Genomic DNA, 23076 nt, shown 5'->3' on the forward strand with positions numbered 1-23076 from the left:
AAAAAGCCCATCACAGGATGGGCTTCTTATTATCTAATTTTCTTAGATAGGCTAACGATTACTCAACCGTTACCGCTTTCGCAAGGTTACGAGGTTGGTCAACGTCGGTACCCTTGATTAGTGCCACGTGGTAAGACAACAACTGCATCGGTACTGTGTAGTAGATAGGTGCTGTTACTTCATTTACGTGAGGCATCTTGATGATCTTCATGTTCTCATCGCTTTCAAAGCCAGCATCTTGGTCTGCAAATACGTAAAGTAGACCGCCACGAGCACGTACTTCTTCAACGTTTGATTTCAGCTTCTCTAACAAGTCGTTGCTTGGTGCAATAACGACTACAGGCATATCTGCATCGATAAGAGCCAAAGGACCGTGCTTAAGCTCACCTGCCGCGTAGGCTTCTGCGTGAATGTAAGAGATCTCTTTCAACTTAAGAGACGCTTCCATTGCGATTGGGTAGAACTCGCCACGACCTAGGAACAATGTGTGGTGCTTATCGGCAAAGTCAGGGGCTAGCGCTTCAATTTCTTTATCAAACGCTAATGCTTTCTCGATATCAGCAGGCAGTTGGTGAAGTGCTTGAACGATTTCCGCTTCTTTCTCTTCATTGATACGACCTTGTAGACGACCAATTGACGTTACCATCATCAGCATCGCTGCTAGTTGAGTTGTGAAAGCTTTAGTAGAAGCAACACCGATCTCCGTTCCTGCGCGAGTCATGAAGGCAAAATCAGACTCACGAACCAGCGAAGAACCTGCAACGTTACAGATAGTCATTGCTGACATGTAACCCTTCTCTTTTGCAAGACGAAGTGCAGCAAGCGTATCCGCCGTTTCACCAGACTGAGACAGAGTTACCAATAGGCTGTTCGGACGAACAACGAAATCACGGTAACGGAATTCAGAAGCAATCTCTACATCACAGCTTACGCCCGCTAGAGATTCAAACCAGTAACGCGCAGCCATGCCTGAGTTATAAGACGTACCACATGCGATGATCTGAACATGTTCAACTTTGCTTAGGATCTCTTCAGCTTTAACACCAATTGCGTTAGTGGTAACCGAAGTTTCAGAGATACGACCTTCCATTGTGTTGATTAGCGCGGTTGGCTGTTCGAAGATCTCTTTTTGCATGAAGTGACGGTATTGACCTTTATCACCAGCGTCATGTTCAGCGTTTGATTCAACGATTTCACGCTCAACACGCTCGCCCGCAACATCAAATACCGTGACATCACGACGAGTCACCTCGGCAACATCACCTTCTTCTAGATACATGAAACGGCGAGTGACGCTTAGCAGTGCAAGTTGGTCTGATGCTAAGAAGTTCTCACCGACACCAAAACCGATAACGATCGGGCTACCAGAACGAGCAACAACGATACGGCTAGGATCTTTACGATCAACCGCTACCGTGCCGTATGCCCCCTCTAACTGCTTTGCTGTTTTTTGCAACGCTTCAACGAGAGAAGCCGATGTACGAAGTTCCCACTCAACTAGGTGAGCGATAACTTCAGTATCGGTTTGTGAAGTAAATTCGTAACCACGTTCTTGTAGCATAGCGCGTAGTGCTTGATGGTTTTCAATAATGCCATTGTGCACAACAGCAATATCACCAGACATATGTGGGTGAGCATTCGCTTCAGATGGTTCACCATGTGTCGCCCAACGTGTATGAGCGATCCCCGTACCACCCGTCACGTGTTGCTCTTCTACTGCATCGGCTAACTCTTGTACTTTACCAAGGCGGCGTACACGAGTTAAGTTGGATTCATTATCAACCACAGCCACACCCGCGGAGTCATAACCTCGGTATTCTAGGCGACGTAAGCCTTCTACTAAAATCTCAGCTACATCACGCTGTGCTACTGCACCAACAATTCCACACATATTTTTACTCCATCAATTTTGTTTTATTCCTATTGGCAGCAAGCAAAGGCCATATCTTTATTAAGATCAATAATAGGAAGGTAAATACTTAAAATTTGTTTTTAAGCTGGATCGGTTAAGATCACTCGAACGTCATGTGATTCAATACATGCTTGGGATTCTTCGCCTAAGTCTGTATCGGTAATCAGAATGTCGATGTGTTCCCATGCCAGTTCTAAGTTAGGGATCTTTCGCCCCACTTTTTCCGACTCAACCATCACAATAACTTCTCGTGACACTTCAGCCATAACTTTACTCAGGCCAACCAATTCATTGAACGTAGTTGTGCCTCTATCTAGGTCGATACCATCAGCCCCGATAAACAGCTGGTCAAAATCGTAAGCTCGAAGTACAGACTCCGCGACTTTTCCTTGGAAAGAGTCCGAATGGGTATCCCAAGTACCACCCGTCATTAATAATGTCGGTTCACTTTCAAGTTCATTAAGCGCATTAGCAACGTGCAATGAGTTGGTCATCACCACTAAACCACGCTTGCTATTGAGTTGCTGAATTAGGGCGCCAGTAGTGCTTCCGCTATCGATAACAATACGGTTATGGTCGCGAATTAAATCTGCAGCGGCTTTTGCTAATAAAACCTTTCGAGTCGAAACTTGTTGACCTAGCTCTTCGTTCACAACTTCTTTCGGAAGAGAAATCGCACCACCATAACGGCGTAAAAGCTGACCGTTTTTCTCTAAAGACGCAAGGTCCTTTCTAATCGTGACTTCTGAGGTTTCAAACTTAGCGGATAATTCATCAACACTAACCTCCCCTTTTTCATTCACTAGGTTAGAAATCGCATGCCTTCTGAGCTGAGTGTTTCGTTTCGACATTAAATAAAAGCCACAAAGTTTCGATATGAAACATATTATAATTACAACGAAACCATTTAGTCCATTTATTTTGATCTAAAAAATTAATAAATAGAGATAAAACCTTGTCCTAAGACAATTGTTAAGCAGTGATATTGAACTCATTAGGTGGTAGAATCCGCACCCTAAAAGAAAAAAAATTACAGAACTGACCGTTATTTTTTTGCAACTTACCCCTGATATATTGGCGTAAGTCACAGAAACCCGATGTTGAATCAAAATCTTTTGGTCATAAAATGACTAAAATTGATGAAAGACTTACAACTCTGAAGGACATATTGAAAGTCCCGCGCTTTTACTCAACAGGCACAAAATGTTGATGTAGCGGACCAATCTTCAGAACTTAAATAAATTTCAAATTGTAACAATACTTACCGGAGAGTACCTTCCATGAAAAAGACCAAAATCGTATGTACGATTGGCCCTAAAACTGAATCTGTAGAGAAGCTAACTGAACTAGTAGATGCTGGCATGAACGTTATGCGTCTTAACTTCTCTCACGGTGATTTCGCAGAGCACGGCACTCGTATCGCGAATTTCCGTAAAGTAATGGAAAACAAAGGTGAGCAACTTGCTATCCTTCTAGATACTAAAGGTCCAGAAATCCGTACTATCAAACTTGAAGATGGTAACGACGTAGATCTAGTAGCTGGTCAAGAGTTCACTTTCACAACTGACGCAACAGTTGTTGGTAACAAAGACGTAGTAGCTGTAACTTACCTAGGTTTTGCTAAAGACCTAGCAGCAGGTAACACTATCCTTGTTGATGACGGCCTAATCGAAATGGAAGTTATCGCAACAACTGAAACTGAAGTTAAGTGTAAAGTTCTTAACAACGGTGCTCTAGGCGAAAACAAAGGTGTTAACCTTCCTGGCGTTTCTGTTCAACTTCCAGCTCTTTCTGAAAAAGACAAAGCTGACCTTAAGTTTGGTTGTGAGCAAGGCGTTGACTTCGTTGCTGCTTCTTTCATCCGTAAAGAAGAAGACGTTAAAGAAATCCGTGAGCTGCTAAATGCTAACGGCGGCGAGAACATCCACATCATTTCTAAAATTGAAAACCAAGAAGGTGTCGATAACTTCGATTCAATCCTTGAAGCTTCTGACGGCATCATGGTTGCTCGTGGTGACCTAGGTGTTGAAATCCCAGCTGAAGAAGTAATCTTCGCTCAGAAGATGATGATCGAGAAATGTAACCGCGCACGTAAGATGGTTATCACTGCAACTCAAATGCTTGACTCTATGATCAGCAACCCACGTCCAACTCGTGCTGAAGCGGGTGACGTTGCTAACGCAATCATGGATGGTACTGATGCAGTAATGCTTTCTGGTGAAACGGCTAAAGGTAAGTACCCAGTTGAAGCTGTTACTATCATGGCTCAAATCGCGAACCGCACTGATTCAGCGCTTAAAGCTGAGCTAGGTTCTCGTCTAGACAGCCCACGTCTACGCATCACTGAAGCAGTATGTAAAGGCGCGGTAGACACAGCAGAGAAGCTAGCTGCTCCTCTAATCGTTGTTGCAACTGAAGGCGGTAAGTCTGCACGTTCAGTACGTAAGTACTTCCCAACTGCAAACATCCTTGCTCTAACAACGAACGAAAAGACAGCTGCACAGCTAGTTCTTACTAAAGGTGTTAAGCCAGTTCTTGTTGACTCTATCGAGAACACAGACGCGTTTTACATCAACGGTAAAGAAATCGCTCTACAATCTGGCCTAGGTAACAAAGGCGACATCGTAGTAATGGTTTCTGGTGCTCTAGTCGCTTCTGGTACTACAAACACGGCATCTGTTCACGTTCTATAAGAATGAACCGATTCGCATAAAATATAAAAACGGAGCTTGATAGCTCCGTTTTTTTTGCATCCAGCATGACGACTGAACTACCACCCAAAAAACTCTTTATGATGTGTATTGAGTAGCACAACCATAGGTAAAAAGTACAGTGCACTCAGTTGAAAGCCAAGAATGACTAATATGCCTATGGTTAACCTCACTAAAAAATCGACAAACATACCACGCCTCTTTTAACCAGACAGTATGATCCTCAAACTCTTGCTCCAACTCGCCTAATTCGAAAGCTACCTTTCAAGTTGTTGATAAATATAGCTAACTAGTTAAACTAAGTTACCGGTGTCGTCCTCTTACATCTAATAAACACTCTAATTTGTTGCACCATTTAATACGGTGCAATGTGAAGCAAGCTCGTTTCCTTATTTTTCAGTTTAGCTCAAATTATCATCAGCATTAGACTTTAGTCTAATGCTACAAAAACCGTAGCATATGGATAAAAACCCTTCCTAATAAAATATTAGGAGGCGCAACTGGCTCTTGCTCTTACTTTAGAGCTGCTTAGAAAGGGGCAAGGTACATGGAATAACAGCAGTATCTTGCTTTGTTCAGATAGAAAAGTGACAAAGTTGACAAAATAAAAGCCGCTTAAAAAAGCGGCTTTAACATTATCTCTTAAATAATTCTTGTTTATGCTTTTAACGCTCGTTCACCACGTGCGATGCCAACAACCCCACTGCGAGCCACTTCAAGTACTTCCGTTACTTCAGACAACGCCTGAATGAAAGCATCCAGCTTCTCACTGGTACCGGCCATTTGCACCGTATACTGCGAAGCCGTCACATCCACAATCTGGCCACGGAAAATATCTGCGGTACGTTTCACTTCAGCACGAGCAAAGCCGCTCGCACGTACTTTTACCATCAATAATTCACGCTCGATGTGCTCAAACTCAGAAACTTCTTGTACCTTAAGTACGTCGATAAGCTTGTGCAGCTGTTTCTGAATCTGCTCTAGCTGCATTTCGTTCGAGTTAGTCGTTACGTTCAAGCGAGAAAGCGTTGGATCGTCAGTGGGAGATACGTTCAACGACTCGATGTTGTAGCCACGCTGAGAAAACAAGCCAACCACACGAGAAAGCGCACCGGGTTGGTTTTCCATTAATAGTGAAATGATGTGTCTCATATTATGTTCTCTCCGTTTTGCTTAGCCACATGTTATCCATACCCTCGCCTTTGATTTGCATTGGGTATACGTGCTCGGTGTCATCCACACTAATATCGACAAATACCAAACGGTCTTTCATCGCCAGTGCTTTTTCCAAACCTGATTCCAGTTCATCCGGAGATGAAATGCGCATACCAACGTGGCCATAAGCCTCAGCGATAGCAGCAAAATCAGGAACAGAGTCCATATATGAGTTAGAGTGACGACCTTGATAAACAATGTCTTGCCACTGTTTTACCATGCCTAAGAAACGGTTATTAAGATTAATAATCTTAACCGGGATATTGTATTGCAGCGCAGTCGACAGCTCTTGGATGTTCATTTGAATACTACCGTCACCGGTTACTACAACCACTTCTTCATCTGGCTTCGCAAACTTAACACCCATTCCAGCAGGTAGACCAAAGCCCATCGTGCCTAGGCCACCCGAGTTAATCCAACGGCGTGGCTTATTGAATGGATAATACAATGCAGCAAACATTTGGTGTTGGCCTACATCAGAAGCAACATACGCATCGCCATTAGTTACTTTATGCAGTGTTTCAATAACTTGTTGTGGCTTAATGCGCTCAGAAGATTTGTTATACGCTAAGCAATCACGATCTTGCCATTGCTTGATTTCGCTCCACCAGCTTTCCATCGCTTGCGCGTCGTTGGTTCCGCCTTGCTCAACAAGCAGATTGACCATGCTCTCTAATACTTTCTCTGCTGAACCTACAATCGGCAGATCCACTTTTACGTTCTTAGAGATAGAAGATGGGTCGATATCAATGTGCATGATCTTCGCATCCGGGCAGTACTTATCTAGGTTATTGGTCGTTCGATCATCGAAACGTACGCCAATACCAAAGATCAAGTCGGCATTGTGCATCGCCATATTGGCTTCATACAAACCGTGCATACCCAACATACCCAAAGAGTTCTTATGAGTGCCAGGGAAAGCGCCAAGCCCCATTAAAGTACTGACAACAGGTAAATTCAGTGCCTCTGCTAATTTTAACAGCGGTTTATCTGCCTCAGAAATAACAGCACCACCACCGACGTAAAGTACCGGTTTTTTCGCTTCAAGAAGTGCCTTTAATGCCTTCTTGATCTGTCCTTTGTGCCCAGTAAGCGTTGGATTGTACGAACGCATTTTGATGGTTTCTGGGTATTCATAAGGAAGTTTGATTTGTGGATTTAGGATATCTTTTGGCAAATCGATAACCACAGGACCAGGACGTCCTGTCGTTGAAATATAGAATGCTTTTTTAACGACATCTGGAATGTCTTCCGCTTTCTTTACTAAAAAGCTGTGTTTAACAATCGGACGGGATACACCCACGATGTCACACTCTTGGAAGGCGTCGTTACCAATAAGGTTATTTGGTACGTTACCAGAAATAACGATCATTGGGATTGAGTCCATGTAGGCCGTAGCAATACCAGTAACGGTATTGGTTGCGCCAGGACCAGAACATACAAGTACTACACCGGGTTTACCGGTAGAACGAGTATAACCATCGGCCATATGGGTCGCGGCTTGTTCGTGTCGTACCAATACGTGTTTAATTTTAGCAGTTTTAGCATGCAGGGCATCATAGATATCAAGTACAGAACCACCTGGGTAACCAAAGATTTGTTCTACACCCTCTTCAATTAGAGACTGCACCACCATCTCAGCTCCGGATAACATGGCTGTTTCAGGTTTTGTTGTCATATTGCTCTCCTCACCAGTTTCCAATCACATTTGGTTAACATGTTGGTCTGGTTTTTCATAGTCTAGGGCTTATTCGTAGCCTAATTCGAAATACTTCCACTTTTTCGGCTATGTCTGTCTATCGTGATAACAACAAACAGTAATACGAAACAACTTTAACGCTTTATTATCATCGGGTCTAACCGCTGTTATTCGTCAATTATGCCAAAAAACCAACTATTAGCTGAAAACAACAAATAAAATCCAAACCAAGCTCAACAATCAGTTTAAAACACTCATTGATAATAAAAAAAAAGCACTTAATATTTAAAAAGTTCGCTATTTATCTATAAATGACAACCTTATTGGTGTGCGCTTTCGCACATTATACTGAGGCCATAGATCCAAAAATCCCCCTAAAAATGCAATCACATTCGTAGAGGGATTTTTAAACAACTGAAAATTTATCTAAGTAGAAAACTACTTATCTTTCGGCTTTTCAGTGTACATTTCTTCGATCTCGTCTTGATACTTATCATTGATAACCTTACGACGCAATTTCTGAGTTGGCGTCAGCTCGCCATCATCCATAGAAAACGCTTTTGGCAGTAGTTTGAATTTCTTCACTTGCTCAAACTTAGCCAGTTCTTGTTGCAGGTCATTCACACGCTTCTCTAGCATCTCGACGATTTGGTGATGCTTAACCAGCTCAACGCGGTCGTGATATTTGATATTAAGCTCTTTGGCATACTCTTCTAACGAGTCATAACAAGGCACAATCAATGCAGAAACGAATTTACGCGTGTCAGCAATAACAGCTATCTGTTCGATAAAGTGATCTTTACCAATCGCACCTTCAACCACTTGTGGGGCAATGTACTTACCGCCAGAGGTCTTCATCAACTCTTTAATGCGATCGGTAATGAACAGGTTACCGTTTTCATCAAAATGGCCCGCGTCACCGGTTTTCAGGAAGCCGTGCTCGTCAAAAGTATTTGCCGTTTCTTCTGGCATTTTATAGTAACCGCGCATCACCATTGGTCCACGAACAAGAATCTCGTTCTTAGCACCAATTTTTACTTCTGCGCCCGGCATCGACATACCAATAGAGTCAGGATTAAAGCAACGATCATCCCAACACGATACTGTAGCCGTGGTTTCTGTCATGCCGTAGCCAAGTTTTACGTTGATACCGATAGCATGGAAGAAACGACCAATGGTTTCATCCAGCTTCGCACCGCCACATGGCATGAAATTGATGTTGCCACCTAGCAATGCACGTAGTTTCGATAGTACAAGCTTATCGGCTAGCGCATGACTCTTCTTAAGGAGCAACGATGGCGTACGACCTTCTTGGTGACAAACAGAGAGCTTAGCCCCCATGTTCACCGCCCAAGTAAAGAGCACTTTACGGATAAACGGTGCTTTGGATACCTTCTCGTGAATCGCTGAAAAGATCTTCTCGTAGAAGCGAGGAACCGCAGACATAACCGTTGGTTTAACGTCGCTCAACGCATCACGAACTTGCATGGTGTCTTGCAGGTAACAGTTGGTTGCGCCTTTATAAAGGACATAAAAAGTCCAAGCGCGCTCAAATACGTGAGATAAAGGTAAGAAACACAATGAGACATCGTCTTTCGTTAAACTAAGACGCTCATCGTGGCCTTCTAGTTGATAGCCAATATTGGTGTAATCAAGCATTACGCCTTTTGGTTGGCCAGTGGTGCCAGAGGTATAAATAAGGGTCAGTAAGTCGTCCATGCTTGCATCGGCAAGACGAGTATCAAGTTCAGCTTGCTGTGATTCAACACCGCGAGCCATGAATTCTTTCCAAGAGACAGCAAAGCTGTGGTTTTGAAGGTCGATATTGTCAGACATAGCAACAACGACTTCAAGTTGTTCACATTCATCAAAGAGCTTCACTGCCGCATCAAACTGAACTTGTTCGCCAACAAATAAGATCTTCACATCCGCATTTTGGATAATGTAAGAAGATTGCGCCGCGGTGTTGGTTGGATAAATCGGAACGGTCACAAGACGGGCTTGTAAAGAGGCAAAATCTGCCACTGTCCACTGAGGCATATTGTTTGAATAGATACCGATCTTATCTTGAACTCTCAGTCCTTGAGCCAATAGTGCTAATGAAAGCGTATCGATTTGTTGTCCAAACAGTTCCCAGCTAATACCTTGCCATACATTGTCTACTTTATGCTTCAAAGCTATACGGTTGCCGCCTTGGGCTACTTGGTCACGCAGTCTTTTTACGATATGAAAATCTAAATTGGCCATCTCTTTACCTTTGGCTTACACCTGTAAGCTTTTTTGAGCGCACAAGTGTACCTCTGATCATGGAAAAGGCAACTGATGAAGCTCAAAGTTATCAGTAATAGTACGTCTCACGCTAAGTTTTCTATCAACAAAAAATAGTAGGTACAAAAAAGCCCCAAGCCAGACTCCTAGCTTAGGGCTGATAAATCATGGCATTAATGCTAGTTAAGTGCCACGACTTCGCCACAGATCATCATTAACTGATCTCGTAACCAAATGTGTCCTTTGTCTTTCTCACTTGACTCATGCCAGCTAAGGAAGCCAGAAATCGCTGCATTATTGAATGGGAAGTCTAGGATCTGCAGCTGCTCTTTATTCGCTGCATGTTCAACCATCCAGCGTGGAGCAATCGTGACAAGTTCCGATTGACCAACAACATATAGAACGTTACTCAAGCTCGTACCTTCGTAAAAAGGCATACAATTTAGGTCACGGTACGCTTGCTCTGAGAAGCTACGTTGACCATGAATACGAGACAGTTTAGCGTGCTTTTCATTAAGTAACTCAGCCGCTGTTACTTCACCTTTAATACGAGGGTGAGAAACAGATGCAACAACAACCAACTCATCCTGGAAGATTTCAGTACTTGAGAAGCCCTGCTCATCAAAACGAGCGTAATCAATCACGAAGTCGATTTCTTGGTAACGCATACGCTCAGAGAGCTGACGATCAAATTCGGCATCCATGTGCAATTTAACGCTAGGCGCTTGTCCATGGATTCTCGACATGATCTTAGGAGCAAAACGCATATCACAAGGGCTACAAATTGCCAGTTTAAACAAACGAGAAGACGATTCTGGAGTGAATACCGAGCTTGGTAATTCATTGCGCACTAACTGCAGCGCTTGACGGATTGGGCCAAACAATTGACGAGCACGTTGAGTCGGTTGAATACCACGACCTTGGCGCATGAATAGTTCGTCGTTAAACATCACTTTTAGGCGAGCAACCGCATTACTTACAGCAGGCTGAGACATTCCCAGGTTATGAGCTGCACGCGTAATGTTTTGCTCTTGCATTACGGCATCAAATACAGTCAAAAGGTTTAAATCTACTCCACGAAGTGTGCTTTCCATTCTGTAGCTTGCAATTGCACTCATTGCGTCTTTTTTCTCTAACATTCAAATTGCCTCTGGTCAGTTCGACAGCGTTAAATTGGTAATAGTGTGGGAATAGATAACCACCAGTTCTTATATTTATCATATCGATATTTTTCGAATTACCACTACTATTAACCAATACATCTCGAGCTAACAACAAGATTGATAAAGAATAATTTTATTTTACCTCCATAATTAAATAGTGCTTAAAAATCAAATGATTGCATAATTATAAAAAAACATAAAATACTGTGTTTATGAGTATCATTGCTACTTATTTAGCTGTTCTATCGTTTGGCTACATTTTCCACCACCCATTGAAGTCATGAATTATTTAACCAGTACAATCAAAAACACCACTTATGAGTTAGGTGAGCGAGACATAACTAGGGAAGTCCACCTTGTCCCAAAGTTGTTTTCTTAAGTCATCTTGATGGGACCAATCTCCCGCCAATATCCATTCAACGAGCGCATTTGCGACATCTGGATAAGTAACCACTTCAGCCTGCTTTTCGCTGAGCCATCCACGTAAGATAGCGGCGTCTAAAAAACTCATTGTTTGAGCTAATCCAAGCGCCTCTAGCGTCGCCACATTGCTCTGTTGTTCGAACTGCCCTTCGAGCGGTTTAAGGAGTAATTTCTTGCCTAACGTTAAAGCCTCAGATGGCAATTCAAACCCACCATTGGCTACCACACCAGAACAGCGATTTAGGTCGAGTTGGAAGCCTGTATGACTGAGTGGTTTGAACTCAATATTTTCGATTCGGTTAGGCTCAATTACGCTCGGGTGGTAACAGACAAAATTGTGAGAAATGAATTTCATTAGTAATTCAGAGATCGCATCCAGATTCTCAAATGGCAAGTAGACCAAAGTGAAGTGTTGTCGATCTATCGTTTTTTCATGACGAGCTAACGTGTGAACGATAGGGGGTAATATTGGCTGTTCAAAGTGATACCAATGCAGCCCAATGCTGTGCTCTGTTGGTGCGAAATGTCGGATCACGGAGTGTTCTATCCAGTTTCCTCCTTCTTTTGGGACATCATAACGGAACGCATTCTGGTGACTTATTCCTATGCAAGGTACGCCCTGTCTTTTTGCGGCCCAAGCGGTCACAGGCTCAAAATCGTTAAGCACTAAATCATACGGTGTCAGATCGAGCTGGTTAGTCTCACTGAGAAATCGCCAGATATTATTTTTCATCAATGTCTTGCCGTATTTAACCTTCCCCTGCTCACTGTAAAAAGTTAGACCATGTCGAGTTTGATAGTTTCCAAACGCTTCCATTGAGAAGTACTGACTCTCTTCACGCCCTGAAAAGAGAAAATCAACATCGATATTATGTTGACGAAAAGCCACAGCCATTGCTCGTGCGCGCGCAATATGACCATTACCTGTGCCTTGTACGCCATATAAGATTTTCATGAATCTTCCTTTAACTTGGTCACTCAAACTCATCGTTGTTACCAACGAAATACTTACAAAATGAAGTTAATGGCGAGACTGGTACAAGCAATACCTAAGGCTGCGCCAATTAATATATCCGTTAAAAAGTGCACACCAAGTAAGACTCGAGAACCAGCAATCGCGACAGCCCAGCTCAAGCTAAATAAGTATAGACTTGGATAAAAGTGCCCAATTAAGGTCGCCATCACAAAAGCAGCTGCGGCATGCCCTGATGGCAGGCTGTACTTGTCTGACGGCACAATGTGAGAATGAAGTAACGAGGAGAATTCCGCTGGTCGGCGTCGTTTCAGAGTATTTTTTGCTAACCAATAGATAGGCAGTTCAATAGCAAAGGCCGCCAAGCCAACCATTAAAAACTGTCGCCCCGTATAGCCATCAGCCAGTAATGCAATCAGAGCGATGAAAACGTAAAGGTGTCCATCTCCAGTATGAGACACTGCTTTACTGAGTGCTGCATGTTGTCCGCTATAACGACTCTTTAAACAGAAAATAGAAAATGCCACATCCCAGCGGACAATAGGTTCGATTGTACGCATACGATCTCCTTAACAATCCTTATTCAGTTAAGGATCAAGTTATGCCCAACAAATGACAGTTAAGTGACGTTTTGAATGAACTAAAATGAAATTTTCCATGGTTGAGAAGTAGCTGATTCAGCTGTATCGGATGGCTTACTCATCTATCATAAAAATAAAGCGACTCTAGGCCGCTTTATCATTTATTGCTTACTTTCTGGCTTCAAAGCTCTATAGCGAAAGGGGCTCGTGCTTCTTAACCAAACCAAAATCAGCCAATATCGAATAGGCCGCAGGGATCATAAACAGTACCAACAAAGTTGAGGCAAATATGCCGAACACAATCGAAATCACCAGAGGCTGAATAACCTGAGCCTGCAAGCTGGTTTCCGTCAATAGTGGTAATAAACCAGCTGCTGTGGTCATTGACGTTAAAAATACCGCACGGAACCGCTCGCGGCTGGCTTTAACAACCGAGTCATGCACGCTATCACCCTCATCGACATGGTGGCGAATGTATTGCACCAACAAGATGGAATCATTGACCACGATCCCAGCAAGCGACACAAAGCCCATCATGCTTGGCATACTTAACGCGTGCCCTAACAACCAGTGACCCACAACGACACCAATAAAAGCCAGTGGAATTGCCAACATTACGACCACAGGTTCTAGGTAGCTCCTGAATTGATAACTAAGAATCGCAAACACACCGAATAAGCCGAGTAAAAAGCCTTTGCCCATCGAGGCTCCAGTCTTAGCCGCATCTTTGGCTTCGCCTTCGAAATCAAAACGTAAGCCCGGGTATTTTTGACTGAGCTTAGCCGCTTCTTCTTTTTGGAACTGAGCCAAAATCGCGGAAGAGCTCGCTTTCTTATTATCGATATCACCAAAGATACTGATCGTTCTCAGCCCATCAATACGTTGAATTCGCACGTAGTTACGTTGGAAATCTAATGTCGCCAACGTTGCTAGCGGGATCTGACTACCATCTGCGGTAATGATTGGGAAGTTAGCCAGTTGTTGTAAATCACCGGCTTGCTCTTTATCAAGACGAACTTCGATCGAGATATTCTCAACCCCAATTTGAATCTCATCTGCGGTCTGACCAAAGAAAGCCGCACGCAATTGGGAAGCGATCATTTGCCCATTCACATTGTAAGTTTCGGCTCCAGGGCGCAGCTTCACCAAGATCTCTTCTTTACCCATGCGCATGTCATCCAGCACGCCGTGCACCCCATCGAACTGATTGAGGTATGCCTGAATATCCAAAGATGCCGATTTCAACGCACTCAGGTCATCATGTTTGGCGCGAATTTCAATAGCACGACCGCCCGGCCCCATTGTAGGTTGCTTGAACACTAACGAGATAGGATCTGCCAAGTTACCAATGTCTTCGCGCCATGCATCAATGAAGTCATCGATAACCGTGTTACGGCTCTCTGCACCACGCAAATCTAAACGCACAGTGGCTAAGTGCGGGCCCGATTCATTGGCATCGGCGTTGGCATTAAATTGGCTAGTGATGTGCTCAACCAGTGTGTTGCCTTCTTCGACCTCTTCGCTCCATTGCTTGTTCAAACGCTCAGCAGACGCGACTATTTTGTCAACCACTCTCTCGGTTTGAGACAGTGATGCCCCCGGAGGAAGAATGATACGCGCCTCGGCAATATCGCCATCCAACTCAGGGAAAGGCTGAAATTTCACAACCCCACCAGCAATCAAAGAGATAGATAAAAGCAATAAGGTAATTACCCCGCCCATAAAGGCGTAGCGGAAGGTCACGACCTTCTCGACCATGTTCATCAAAGTGGTATTACGGAAGTTCTCGAATTTCTCTAGCAGCACCACTTTGAAGCGCAGCGCTGGCTTGTCATTTTTTTCTTTATGTAATGAATGAGATAAGTGGTTTGGCAGAATAAGAAAGGCTTCAATCAAGCTCAACGACAGCACTAAAATAAGCACTTGAGGTACGGCTTTAAGCACCGCTCCAATTTCTCCATCAAGAAATAGTAAACTACCGAAAATACAGACTGTGGTTAGGAAAGAAGACAACACACCGGGGAGCACTTTCTTAACGCCGTTGTATACCGCGTCATCAACGTTTTGTCCCCGCTCTAAATGGGAGGCGATCGATTCGGCTATTACTATGGCGTCATCCATCATAATACCGATCGCCATCAACAAGCCGACCAGCGACATAATGTTGATCGACAAGCCAAGGTTAGCCATTAAGAATAAACCACCTAGGAAGGCAACGGGTAAGCCAGCCGCCACCCAGAATGAATAGCGTAAACTGAAGAACAGCCACATAGTTGCAAACACTAGCACAATACCTTGCCAGCCATTGCGTACCATCATGGTTAGACGATCCCAAAGTACAGACGAGAGATCATTGGTCATTTGCAGTGTCACGCCATCAGGGGCAATTGCGCTCTGGTCTTCCACGAATCTGGTCACGTTCTCTTTAATTCGCAACGCGTCATCTTCTTTATTTTTGCTGATCTTCAAGAGTGCAGAAGGTTTGCCATCAAATAGAATCTTCTGTTCATCCAGCTCAAAGCGATCGGTTATCTTGGCAATATCCCTCAAGCGGATCACAGAGCCATTCGGCGCCGATCCAACCACGATACTCTCTAGTTCAACCGGAGTGATACGTCTTTCATCAAAACGAATCAGGAAGTTTTTGTCTGGTGTTTCAACGTTACCACTCGGTAGTTTTACGTTCTGACGACCAATCTGATCGGCAATATCTCCAACACTCAGACCGAGCTGACGAATGGCTTGGGTATCCAGTTCCACACGATATTGATGATCAGAGAAACCACTGACCTCGACCAATGAGACATCGTAATCAAGCTTCATGGTGCGCTTAAGATTTTCCGCGTAGGCCTTAAGTTCTGGCCATGACGTTTCAGCTGTTATAGCGATATCAACAACCGGTTCGTTCCAATCTAGCTCTTGAACAACAGGCGATTCAATCTCAGTTGGGAAATCATTGATCGAGTTGATCTGAGTTTGCACGTCCACCAGCATTCGACCGATATCTGCTTTCTCATTCAACTTGAGGATTAAACGCGCACTGCCTTCGATCGCTTCACACTGAGTCTCTTCAATGTTAGCTAATCCATCGACCGCGTCTTCCATTCTTACACACAAACTCTCTTCTACTTCTTGTGGCGAAGCGCCGGGGTAAACGATCGCCGCCATAATATAAGGTGGATCATACGCGGGGAAGGTTTCACGCTTGATGGTAGACAAAGAAGCCAAACCCATGATCAGCAACCCAAGCATCAACAAATTGGCTGCTGTTGGGTGCCTAGAGAAGAACTTGATCATGAGGAGATCTCCTCAGTATCAGCGGAAAGCTCATCATCATTTGAGCGAGACTCTTTCAATAACATACCTTCAATAGCAGGCAGAACATCATTAAGAATCAGCTTGTCTCCGGCTTGTAGCTCGCCACTCACAACCACTTGGTTGTCTCTGCGATACAGCACTTCAACATTCACCACTTGCAAGCGCTGATTGTTATCCATAAGGTAAACCTTGTCACCGTGCAATGCTCGCTCTGGTACAATCCAATTAAGGTTCGCCATACCTTCAATTTCAGCTTTTACAAACATACCATTCACCAGCGGCGTCGCACTGCCTGGCTGTAATTCAGCATAATCTTGAGCGATTTCAAGAATAACCCCCGCTGTGGCTTGGTGTTCATCAACGGTTTCACTGATTCTTGCTACCTTCGCTGGCCAGCTCAGATTCAAGCTGCCACTGTTCATCTGGATCGTCGCTTTGATTGGCGCTTGATAAGGATTAGGGATCCCAGCAGCATCGCGAGGGAACTGGTTGAAACTGGAGGCTAAAGTTTGCATATCGTGAATAGAGAGTTGTGCCTCAACTTCCATAACGTCAATCCCATGAGCAACAAACATCTCTTGCTGAAGATTAACCACTTGGTTTTGTTCAATATCAACCTGAGCGATTCGCATTGCCCTTGGCAAAGTGATAGTGGTCTTATCGAGAGAGCGCTGCGCCTCTTTTACCTTAGACACGTTGACCTTAATCACCGCCTCCGCGACACGCTTTTCATCTGGCATTAAGGCAATTTGGTTCGCAATATCTAATACCAATTTCTGCTGAGACAATGCACTTTGTTGTTGTAGGTCGACATCCGATTGAGAAGTCAGCCCTTTCTTACGCAGATCTTGTTTACGTTGTAGCTCTTTATTACTGATCACTAAACGATTCTTTTCGATCTTAAGAGTCTGCTTAAGGTTGTCTTCTTCTTGATTCAACTTCGCGAGTGAGGTCTGGCTTGATTTAAGATCCGCTTCAGCTTGCACTAACTTCAATTCATAATCCAAAGGATCGATCTTTAGTACCTCAGTACCCGCGGCAATAATTTGGCCCTTTTCTAGATCGGGGTGACGGTACACGATCTGCCCTGTCACCTCGGCAATCGCTTTCCATTCAACCTTAGGCACCACTCTGCCAAAGCCCACCGCCAACGGCGCGATCATTTGTTGTTCTAAGCTGACCGTTTCGACTAAACGAGCCCTATCTCCCGCGGGTTTAGTCGGCAGATCAAGCTTAAAATTAATCGCAACCACCAAACCAATAACACCAACCGCTAGTGCTGGAAAAAAGAGGAGTTTTTTACTTATTTTCATTATCTTGATTCCTGCAAGGGAGTAGCGCTAGATACATTGATAAAGCCTTCGGTCATCAATTGAATGTTGTGTTCGATTAAACGATTAAGAAAGGCTTCGTTAAGCTCAATACCATGGATCGCTAACAAAGGTGGCGGTGCAATAAAAGGAAATACCATTAGGCTAATGTACGAAACGCGACACAGTTTTGGATCCATGTTCTTCTTCAATATGCCCTGCTCGACTAACTTTTCAAAGATGACATCTTGGGCAGGCTTAGCCACATCCTGAAATACTTTTTCTAACAACTCTCTTTGAACCTCTGAGGGAGGCATATTCATCACTTGGGCAATCAAGCGAGGAAACTTAGGCACCTTAACCATCTCTTTATAATAAGTTCGCATTAAATCAAGAAAGTTCTCATGGCTGCTCTCTGCCACCAACTTCTGCATCTGTATTTGCATCGGACGTAGCGTTTCACGCAGCATCGCTTCAAACAATCCGGCTTTATTGCCAAAGTAGTAACGGATCATCGCAATGTTTACTCCAGCACGCTCTGCAATTAAACGTGTCGAAACTTTATCGTAAGGTTGAATAACGAACAGATCTCGAGCGTGCTCGATGAGTAGCTGCCTGACATCAAGGTTTTGTTGAGGTCGCCCTGCTTTACGCGCTGCCATCATTGAGACCTATCCCTATAATTAATCACACGATTAATTATAGGGATAAATCAACACAGTAGTAGAACATTAATTACTCACTATTTAATCGATTGATTAATTAATTTGCCCATACATTCGATTTAGTTGATGAATCGTTCCGACAAAAAGATTTACTACAAAGTTTTAACCTATACATAAGCCAATCGATAAACTAACCCGCCAGTACAAAACCACCAATCAGTTGATAAATCCAATATAAAAACAAAAAACAGCACAAGCCAAACAAAAACACCACCAAAGCACACTGATATTGGATTTTCTTGTTTGACGCTCAGAATAAATTACGGTAAATATGGTGTTAACAGTTTATTTACGGATATTTGTGTAATGATTTTTTCTTCTTCTCTACTGCTGAAACTTCTCCTTATCGTGAACCAATCGCGCGGGTAAGTTGTGGGTCAAGAACTACACAAATATTAAAACCCGCGCTGAGCGGGTTTTTTTGTAACTGGCACTTTTAAAAGAACATCATTCTTAATAATAATTTGGATAGCAATCGATTTATTGTCGATATAAGGAAGCACCCATGAACGATCAAGTAATAATTTTTGATACGACCTTACGTGACGGCGAGCAAGCTCTTGCAGCAAGTCTCACGGTAAAAGAGAAGTTACAGATCGCTTACGCTCTCGAGAGACTGGGTGTGGACGTTATTGAGGCTGGCTTCCCAGTTTCTTCTCCCGGTGATTTCGAATCAGTTCAAACTATTGCGAAACACATCAAAGATAGCCGAATTTGTGCACTTTCTCGTGCCGTTGCCAAGGATATAGACGCCGCAGCAGAAGCACTAAAAGTAGCAGATCAATTCCGTATCCATACCTTCATTTCAACCTCAACGGTTCACGTACAAGATAAACTACGTCGCAGCTATGACGATGTTGTCGAGATGGCAGTGAAAGCGGTAAAGCATGCGCGTAACTATACCGATGATGTTGAGTTCTCTTGTGAAGATGCCGGTCGTACCCCTATCGACAACCTATGTCGTATGGTTGAAGCCGCTATCAACGCTGGCGCAAAAACCATCAACATTCCAGACACCGTAGGCTACACAGTACCAAATGAATTCGGCGGCATTATCCAAACGCTATTTGATCGCGTACCAAACATCGATCAAGCGATCATATCTGTTCACTGTCACGATGACTTAGGCATGTCGGTTGCTAACTCAATTGCTGCCGTTCAAGCAGGAGCACGACAAATTGAAGGCACAATCAATGGTATTGGTGAGCGTGCGGGTAACTGTTCTTTAGAAGAAATCGCAATGATCATCAAAACTCGTCAAGAGCTATTAGGTGTTCATACTGGTTTGGACCACAAAGAAATTCACCGTACCAGTAAGTTGGTTAGCCAGCTTTGCCACATGCCAATTCAAGACAACAAAGCAATCGTTGGTGCTAACGCATTCAGCCACTCTTCAGGTATCCACCAAGATGGCATGCTTAAGAACAAAAACACTTACGAGATCATGACGCCTGAGTCTATTGGCTTGAAAAACAAGGCATTGAACCTAACAAGCCGCAGTGGCCGTGCTGCCGTTAAGAGCCACATGGACGCAATGGGCTACAAAGACAATGAGTACAACCTAGATTCATTGTACGAAGACTTCTTGAAACTGGCTGATCGCAAAGGCCAAGTGTTCGATTACGACCTAGAAGCACTAATGCACTTCGCAAATCTACGTGACGAAGACGACTTCTATAAACTGAATTACCTAAGCGTACAATCTGGTAGTGTTATGTCCACCACCAGCATCAAACTGCAATGTGGAGATGAAGAGAAATGCGAAGCGGCTGTTGGTAACGGCCCTGTTGATGCCTTATACCAATGCATCTACCGCTTAACGGGTTATGAAATCGTGCTAGACAAATTCGACCTAACCGCAAAAGGTGAAGGCGAAGATGGTTTAGGCCAAGCCGATATTATTGCGAACTATAAAGGCCGCAAGTACCACGGTACGGGCGTTTCAACCGATATCGTTGAAGCTTCTGGTCAAGCGCTACTGCACGTTATTAATAGCATTCAGCGCGCAGACACCATCGCAGAAATGAAACAGCAAAGAATCGCGACAGTTTAATATCCCAATAACAGAGCCCTAGAGCCGATGTTATTGGCTTTAGGGACAAAATTTTAAAGAGCTGTCATAGCTCAGTAACAAGAATTAAAGGATTAACATGACAGATAAATCATACAAAATTGCCGTACTACCTGGTGATGGCATTGGCCCAGAAGTAATGCAACAAGCACATAAAGTGCTAGACGCGATCGAAAAGAAGCACGCGATTAGCTTTTCTCGCGAAGAGTATGATGTTGGTGGAATTGCGATTGATAATCACGGCAGTCCACTTCCAGAAGCAACAGTAGCAGGCTGTGAAGAATCTGACGCGGTACTTTTTGGTTCTGTCGGCGGACCTAAGTGGGAGCACCTTCCACCAAACGATCAACCAGAGCGTGGTGCCCTACTTCCTCTGCGTAAACACTTCCAACTGTTCTGTAATCTACGCCCGGCACAAATCCATAAAGGTCTAGAGTCTTTCTCGCCTTTGCGTGCTGACATCTCAGGTAACGGCTTCGACATCGTTGTAGTTCGTGAACTAACAGGCGGCATCTACTTCGGCCAACCTAAAGGTCGTGAAGGTGAAGGCGCAACTGAAAAAGCTTTTGATACAGAGGTTTACCACCGTTACGAAATCGAACGTATTGCAAAAATTGCGTTTGAATCTGCACGTCTACGTAACAAAAATGTTTACTCAATCGACAAAGCAAACGTTCTACAGAGCTCTATCTTATGGCGTGAAGTAGTTGAAGAGATCGCAAAAGATTACCCAGATGTCACGCTAAACCATATGTACATCGACAACGCGACCATGCAGTTAATCAAAGACCCATCTCAGTTTGACGTAATGCTATGTTCAAACATCTTTGGTGACATTATCTCTGATGAGTGCGCAATGATCACAGGCTCTATGGGTATGCTTCCTTCTGCAAGCTTAAATGAAAGCAACTTCGGCCTATACGAACCTGCAGGTGGCAGCGCACCAGATATCGCAGGCAAGAACATCGCTAACCCAGTCGCACAGATTCTTTCTGCCGCGCTAATGCTTCGTTACAGCCTAGGCGAAGAAGCGGCAGCACAAGATATAGAAACTGCGGTATCTAAAGCGCTTTCAGCAGGCGAGCTAACAGCAGACCTAGCAGGCGGCAACCAGGCGCTGACGACATCTGAAATGGGTGACAAGATTGCAGAGTATATCTTAGCTTCATAAGCTAGACGCTCTAGAATTAAAGCAAGTACATAAGAATAATATCAAGCCAAGTCAGCTTAAATCACATGACTTGGCTCGAAACACACACTGGGACTGATGCTCCCAAGGAAGAAAAGCTATGTCGACAAACCAGCAAGCAAAAACCTTATACGAGAAAGTGTATGACGCTCACGTTGCAGTAGCAGCAGAAGGCGAAACTCCCATTCTTTACATCGATCGTCACCTTGTCCACGAAGTAACGTCGCCACAAGCCTTTGATGGTCTTCGAGAAAAAGGCCGTAAAGTTCGCCAAGTAGGCAAAACCTTCGCGACCATGGATCACAACGTATCGACACAAACTAAAGACATCAACGCTTCTGGCGAGATGGCTCGTATCCAAATGGAAACGCTATCGAAGAACTGTGAAGAGTTTGGTGTCACGCTTTACGACCTAAACCACAAATACCAAGGTATTGTGCACGTAATGGGCCCTGAACTGGGTATTACGCTACCGGGCATGACCATCGTATGTGGTGACTCGCACACGGCAACACACGGTGCATTTGGTTCTCTTGCATTCGGTATCGGTACTTCAGAAGTTGAGCACGTTCTAGCTACGCAAACACTAAAACAAGCTCGTGCTAAAACGATGAAGATCGAAGTAAAAGGCAAGGTTGCTCCAGGCATCACTGCAAAAGATATCGTGTTAGCGATCATCGGCAAGACAACAGCCGCTGGCGGTACAGGCTACGTAGTGGAATTCTGTGGTGAGGCGATTACCGACCTTACGATGGAAGGTCGTATGACGGTGTGTAACATGGCTATCGAGTTGGGCGCTAAAGCAGGCCTAATAGCACCGGATGAAATCACCTACGAGTACATTAAAGGTCGTAAGTTCTCTCCACAAGGTGAAGACTTAGAAGCAGCAATCGAATACTGGGATACGTTAAAAACCGATGCTGATGCAGAATTCGATGCGGTTGTTACACTAGAAGCAGCAGACATCAAACCACAAGTTACTTGGGGCACTAACCCAGGTCAGGTTATCTCGGTAGACACGCCAATCCCGGCACCAGAAAGCTTCGCTGACCCTGTAGAAAAAGCGTCGGCTGAAAAAGCGCTGGCTTACATGGGTCTTGAAGCGGGTAAATCTCTATCGGATTACAACGTCGATAAAGTGTTCGTTGGTTCTTGTACTAACTCTCGTATCGAAGACATGCGTGCAGCAGCAGCGGTAGCGAAAGGTCGCCAAGTAGCGAAACACGTTCAAGCATTGATCGTTCCGGGTTCAGAGCAAGTTAAAGCACAAGCTGAAGCTGAAGGCCTAGATAAGATCTTCATCGAAGCCGGCTTTGAATGGCGTTTACCAGGCTGTTCTATGTGTCTTGCAATGAACAACGACCGTCTCGGTCCACAAGAGCGCTGTGCTTCTACATCAAACCGTAACTTTGAAGGTCGCCAAGGCCGTGATGGTCGTACGCACCTAGTTAGCCCTGCAATGGCTGCCGCTGCAGCGATCGCTGGTCACTTTGTCGATATTCGTGAACTTTAATTAGA

The 23076-nt window shown here is 44.1% G+C and carries 15 protein-coding genes; 4 read left to right on the forward strand and 11 right to left on the reverse strand.

Going from position 1 to position 23076, the window contains the following annotated elements:
• Nucleotides 1–58: 58 nt before the first annotated feature.
• Together glmS and ACED48_RS05165 are read right to left on the reverse strand one after the other, a co-directional pair.
• On the reverse strand, nt 59–1891 hold the full coding sequence (glmS, locus tag ACED48_RS05160) for a glutamine--fructose-6-phosphate transaminase (isomerizing) (protein WP_017055996.1): 1833 nt from the start codon (nt 1889–1891) through the stop codon (nt 59–61).
• A 101-nt stretch (nt 1892–1992) separates the two neighbouring features.
• Entirely contained in the window at nt 1993–2763 is a 771-nt protein-coding gene (locus ACED48_RS05165) for a DeoR/GlpR family DNA-binding transcription regulator (protein WP_029626931.1), read from the reverse strand.
• Nucleotides 2764–3192: 429 nt separating this feature from the next.
• Here ACED48_RS05165 and pykF point away from each other — a divergent pair, with 429 nt between their 5' ends.
• Nucleotides 3193–4605: a pyruvate kinase PykF gene (pykF, locus tag ACED48_RS05170; protein ID WP_017055994.1), complete on the forward strand. Its 1413-nt coding sequence runs from the start codon at nt 3193–3195 to the stop codon at nt 4603–4605.
• A gap of 675 nt (nt 4606–5280) precedes the next feature.
• Here the strand turns inward: pykF and ilvN are convergent.
• The 9 genes from ilvN to ACED48_RS05215 form a co-directional block, all read right to left on the reverse strand.
• Nucleotides 5281–5775, reverse strand: a complete 495-nt coding sequence (gene ilvN, locus ACED48_RS05175; RefSeq protein ID WP_029626929.1) for an acetolactate synthase small subunit — start codon at nt 5773–5775, stop codon at nt 5281–5283.
• A 1-nt stretch (nt 5776) separates the two neighbouring features.
• Complete coding sequence (locus ACED48_RS05180; RefSeq protein WP_017055991.1) at nt 5777–7516, reverse strand: acetolactate synthase 3 large subunit; 1740 nt, start codon at nt 7514–7516, stop codon at nt 5777–5779.
• Between the two features lie 459 nt (nt 7517–7975).
• Nucleotides 7976–9784, reverse strand: a complete 1809-nt coding sequence (locus tag ACED48_RS05185) for a long-chain fatty acid--CoA ligase (protein ID WP_017055990.1) — start codon at nt 9782–9784, stop codon at nt 7976–7978.
• A 200-nt stretch (nt 9785–9984) separates the two neighbouring features.
• Nucleotides 9985–10944, reverse strand: coding sequence for a transcriptional regulator LeuO (leuO, locus tag ACED48_RS05190; protein ID WP_017055989.1), 960 nt, complete (start codon nt 10942–10944; stop codon nt 9985–9987).
• A 346-nt stretch (nt 10945–11290) separates the two neighbouring features.
• The gene (locus ACED48_RS05195) at nt 11291–12346 is read right to left on the reverse strand and encodes an MJ1255/VC2487 family glycosyltransferase (protein ID WP_017055988.1); all 1056 of its coding nucleotides are present in this window, start codon (nt 12344–12346) and stop codon (nt 11291–11293) included.
• A 53-nt stretch (nt 12347–12399) separates the two neighbouring features.
• Nucleotides 12400–12924 carry a phosphatase PAP2 family protein gene (locus tag ACED48_RS05200; protein ID WP_017055987.1) on the reverse strand — a complete coding sequence of 175 codons (525 nt, stop codon included), beginning with the start codon at nt 12922–12924 and terminating at the stop codon, nt 12400–12402.
• 210 nt (nt 12925–13134) lie between these two features.
• On the reverse strand, nt 13135–16242 hold the full coding sequence (locus ACED48_RS05205; RefSeq protein ID WP_017055986.1) for an efflux RND transporter permease subunit: 3108 nt from the start codon (nt 16240–16242) through the stop codon (nt 13135–13137).
• Entirely contained in the window at nt 16239–17576 is a 1338-nt protein-coding gene (locus tag ACED48_RS05210; protein ID WP_017055985.1) for an efflux RND transporter periplasmic adaptor subunit, read from the reverse strand. Before ACED48_RS05210 ends, ACED48_RS05205 begins: the two co-directional genes overlap by 4 nt.
• A complete protein-coding gene (locus tag ACED48_RS05215; protein WP_029626927.1) occupies nt 17576–18235 on the reverse strand; it encodes a TetR/AcrR family transcriptional regulator in 660 nt (219 codons plus the stop codon). Before ACED48_RS05215 ends, ACED48_RS05210 begins: the two co-directional genes overlap by 1 nt.
• A 568-nt stretch (nt 18236–18803) precedes the next feature.
• Here ACED48_RS05215 and leuA point away from each other — a divergent pair.
• The 3 genes from leuA to leuC all read left to right on the forward strand — a co-directional run bounded on the left by leuA (nt 18804) and on the right by leuC (nt 23071).
• Nucleotides 18804–20351 carry a 2-isopropylmalate synthase gene (gene leuA / locus ACED48_RS05220; RefSeq protein WP_017055983.1) on the forward strand — a complete coding sequence of 516 codons (1548 nt, stop codon included), beginning with the start codon at nt 18804–18806 and terminating at the stop codon, nt 20349–20351.
• Between the two features lie 97 nt (nt 20352–20448).
• Nucleotides 20449–21540: a 3-isopropylmalate dehydrogenase gene (gene leuB, locus ACED48_RS05225; RefSeq protein ID WP_017055982.1), complete on the forward strand. Its 1092-nt coding sequence runs from the start codon at nt 20449–20451 to the stop codon at nt 21538–21540.
• A gap of 118 nt (nt 21541–21658) precedes the next feature.
• A complete protein-coding gene (gene leuC / locus ACED48_RS05230; RefSeq protein WP_017055981.1) occupies nt 21659–23071 on the forward strand; it encodes a 3-isopropylmalate dehydratase large subunit in 1413 nt (470 codons plus the stop codon).
• Nucleotides 23072–23076: the final 5 nt, after the last annotated feature.

It is taken from the genome of Vibrio sp. 5S239 (genome assembly GCF_041439575.1).
Taxonomy (GTDB): Bacteria; Pseudomonadota; Gammaproteobacteria; order Enterobacterales; family Vibrionaceae; genus Vibrio; species Vibrio kanaloae.

Bases quoted from the DNA above. Each gene is read 5' to 3' on its own strand.
- glmS (WP_017055996.1), bottom strand. From the start codon at position 1,891: ATGTGTGGAATTGTTGGTGCAGTAGCACAGCGTGATGTAGCTGAGATT.
- ACED48_RS05165 (WP_029626931.1), bottom strand. From the start codon at position 2,763: ATGTCGAAACGAAACACTCAGCTCAGAAGGCATGCGATTTCTAACCTA.
- pykF (WP_017055994.1), top strand. From the start codon at position 3,193: ATGAAAAAGACCAAAATCGTATGTACGATTGGCCCTAAAACTGAATCT.
- ilvN (WP_029626929.1), bottom strand. From the start codon at position 5,775: ATGAGACACATCATTTCACTATTAATGGAAAACCAACCCGGTGCGCTT.
- ACED48_RS05180 (WP_017055991.1), bottom strand. From the start codon at position 7,516: ATGACAACAAAACCTGAAACAGCCATGTTATCCGGAGCTGAGATGGTG.
- ACED48_RS05185 (WP_017055990.1), bottom strand. From the start codon at position 9,784: ATGGCCAATTTAGATTTTCATATCGTAAAAAGACTGCGTGACCAAGTA.
- leuO (WP_017055989.1), bottom strand. From the start codon at position 10,944: ATGTTAGAGAAAAAAGACGCAATGAGTGCAATTGCAAGCTACAGAATG.
- ACED48_RS05195 (WP_017055988.1), bottom strand. From the start codon at position 12,346: ATGAAAATCTTATATGGCGTACAAGGCACAGGTAATGGTCATATTGCG.
- ACED48_RS05200 (WP_017055987.1), bottom strand. From the start codon at position 12,924: ATGCGTACAATCGAACCTATTGTCCGCTGGGATGTGGCATTTTCTATT.
- ACED48_RS05205 (WP_017055986.1), bottom strand. From the start codon at position 16,242: ATGATCAAGTTCTTCTCTAGGCACCCAACAGCAGCCAATTTGTTGATG.
- ACED48_RS05210 (WP_017055985.1), bottom strand. From the start codon at position 17,576: ATGAAAATAAGTAAAAAACTCCTCTTTTTTCCAGCACTAGCGGTTGGT.
- ACED48_RS05215 (WP_029626927.1), bottom strand. From the start codon at position 18,235: ATGGCAGCGCGTAAAGCAGGGCGACCTCAACAAAACCTTGATGTCAGG.
- leuA (WP_017055983.1), top strand. From the start codon at position 18,804: ATGAACGATCAAGTAATAATTTTTGATACGACCTTACGTGACGGCGAG.
- leuB (WP_017055982.1), top strand. From the start codon at position 20,449: ATGACAGATAAATCATACAAAATTGCCGTACTACCTGGTGATGGCATT.
- leuC (WP_017055981.1), top strand. From the start codon at position 21,659: ATGTCGACAAACCAGCAAGCAAAAACCTTATACGAGAAAGTGTATGAC.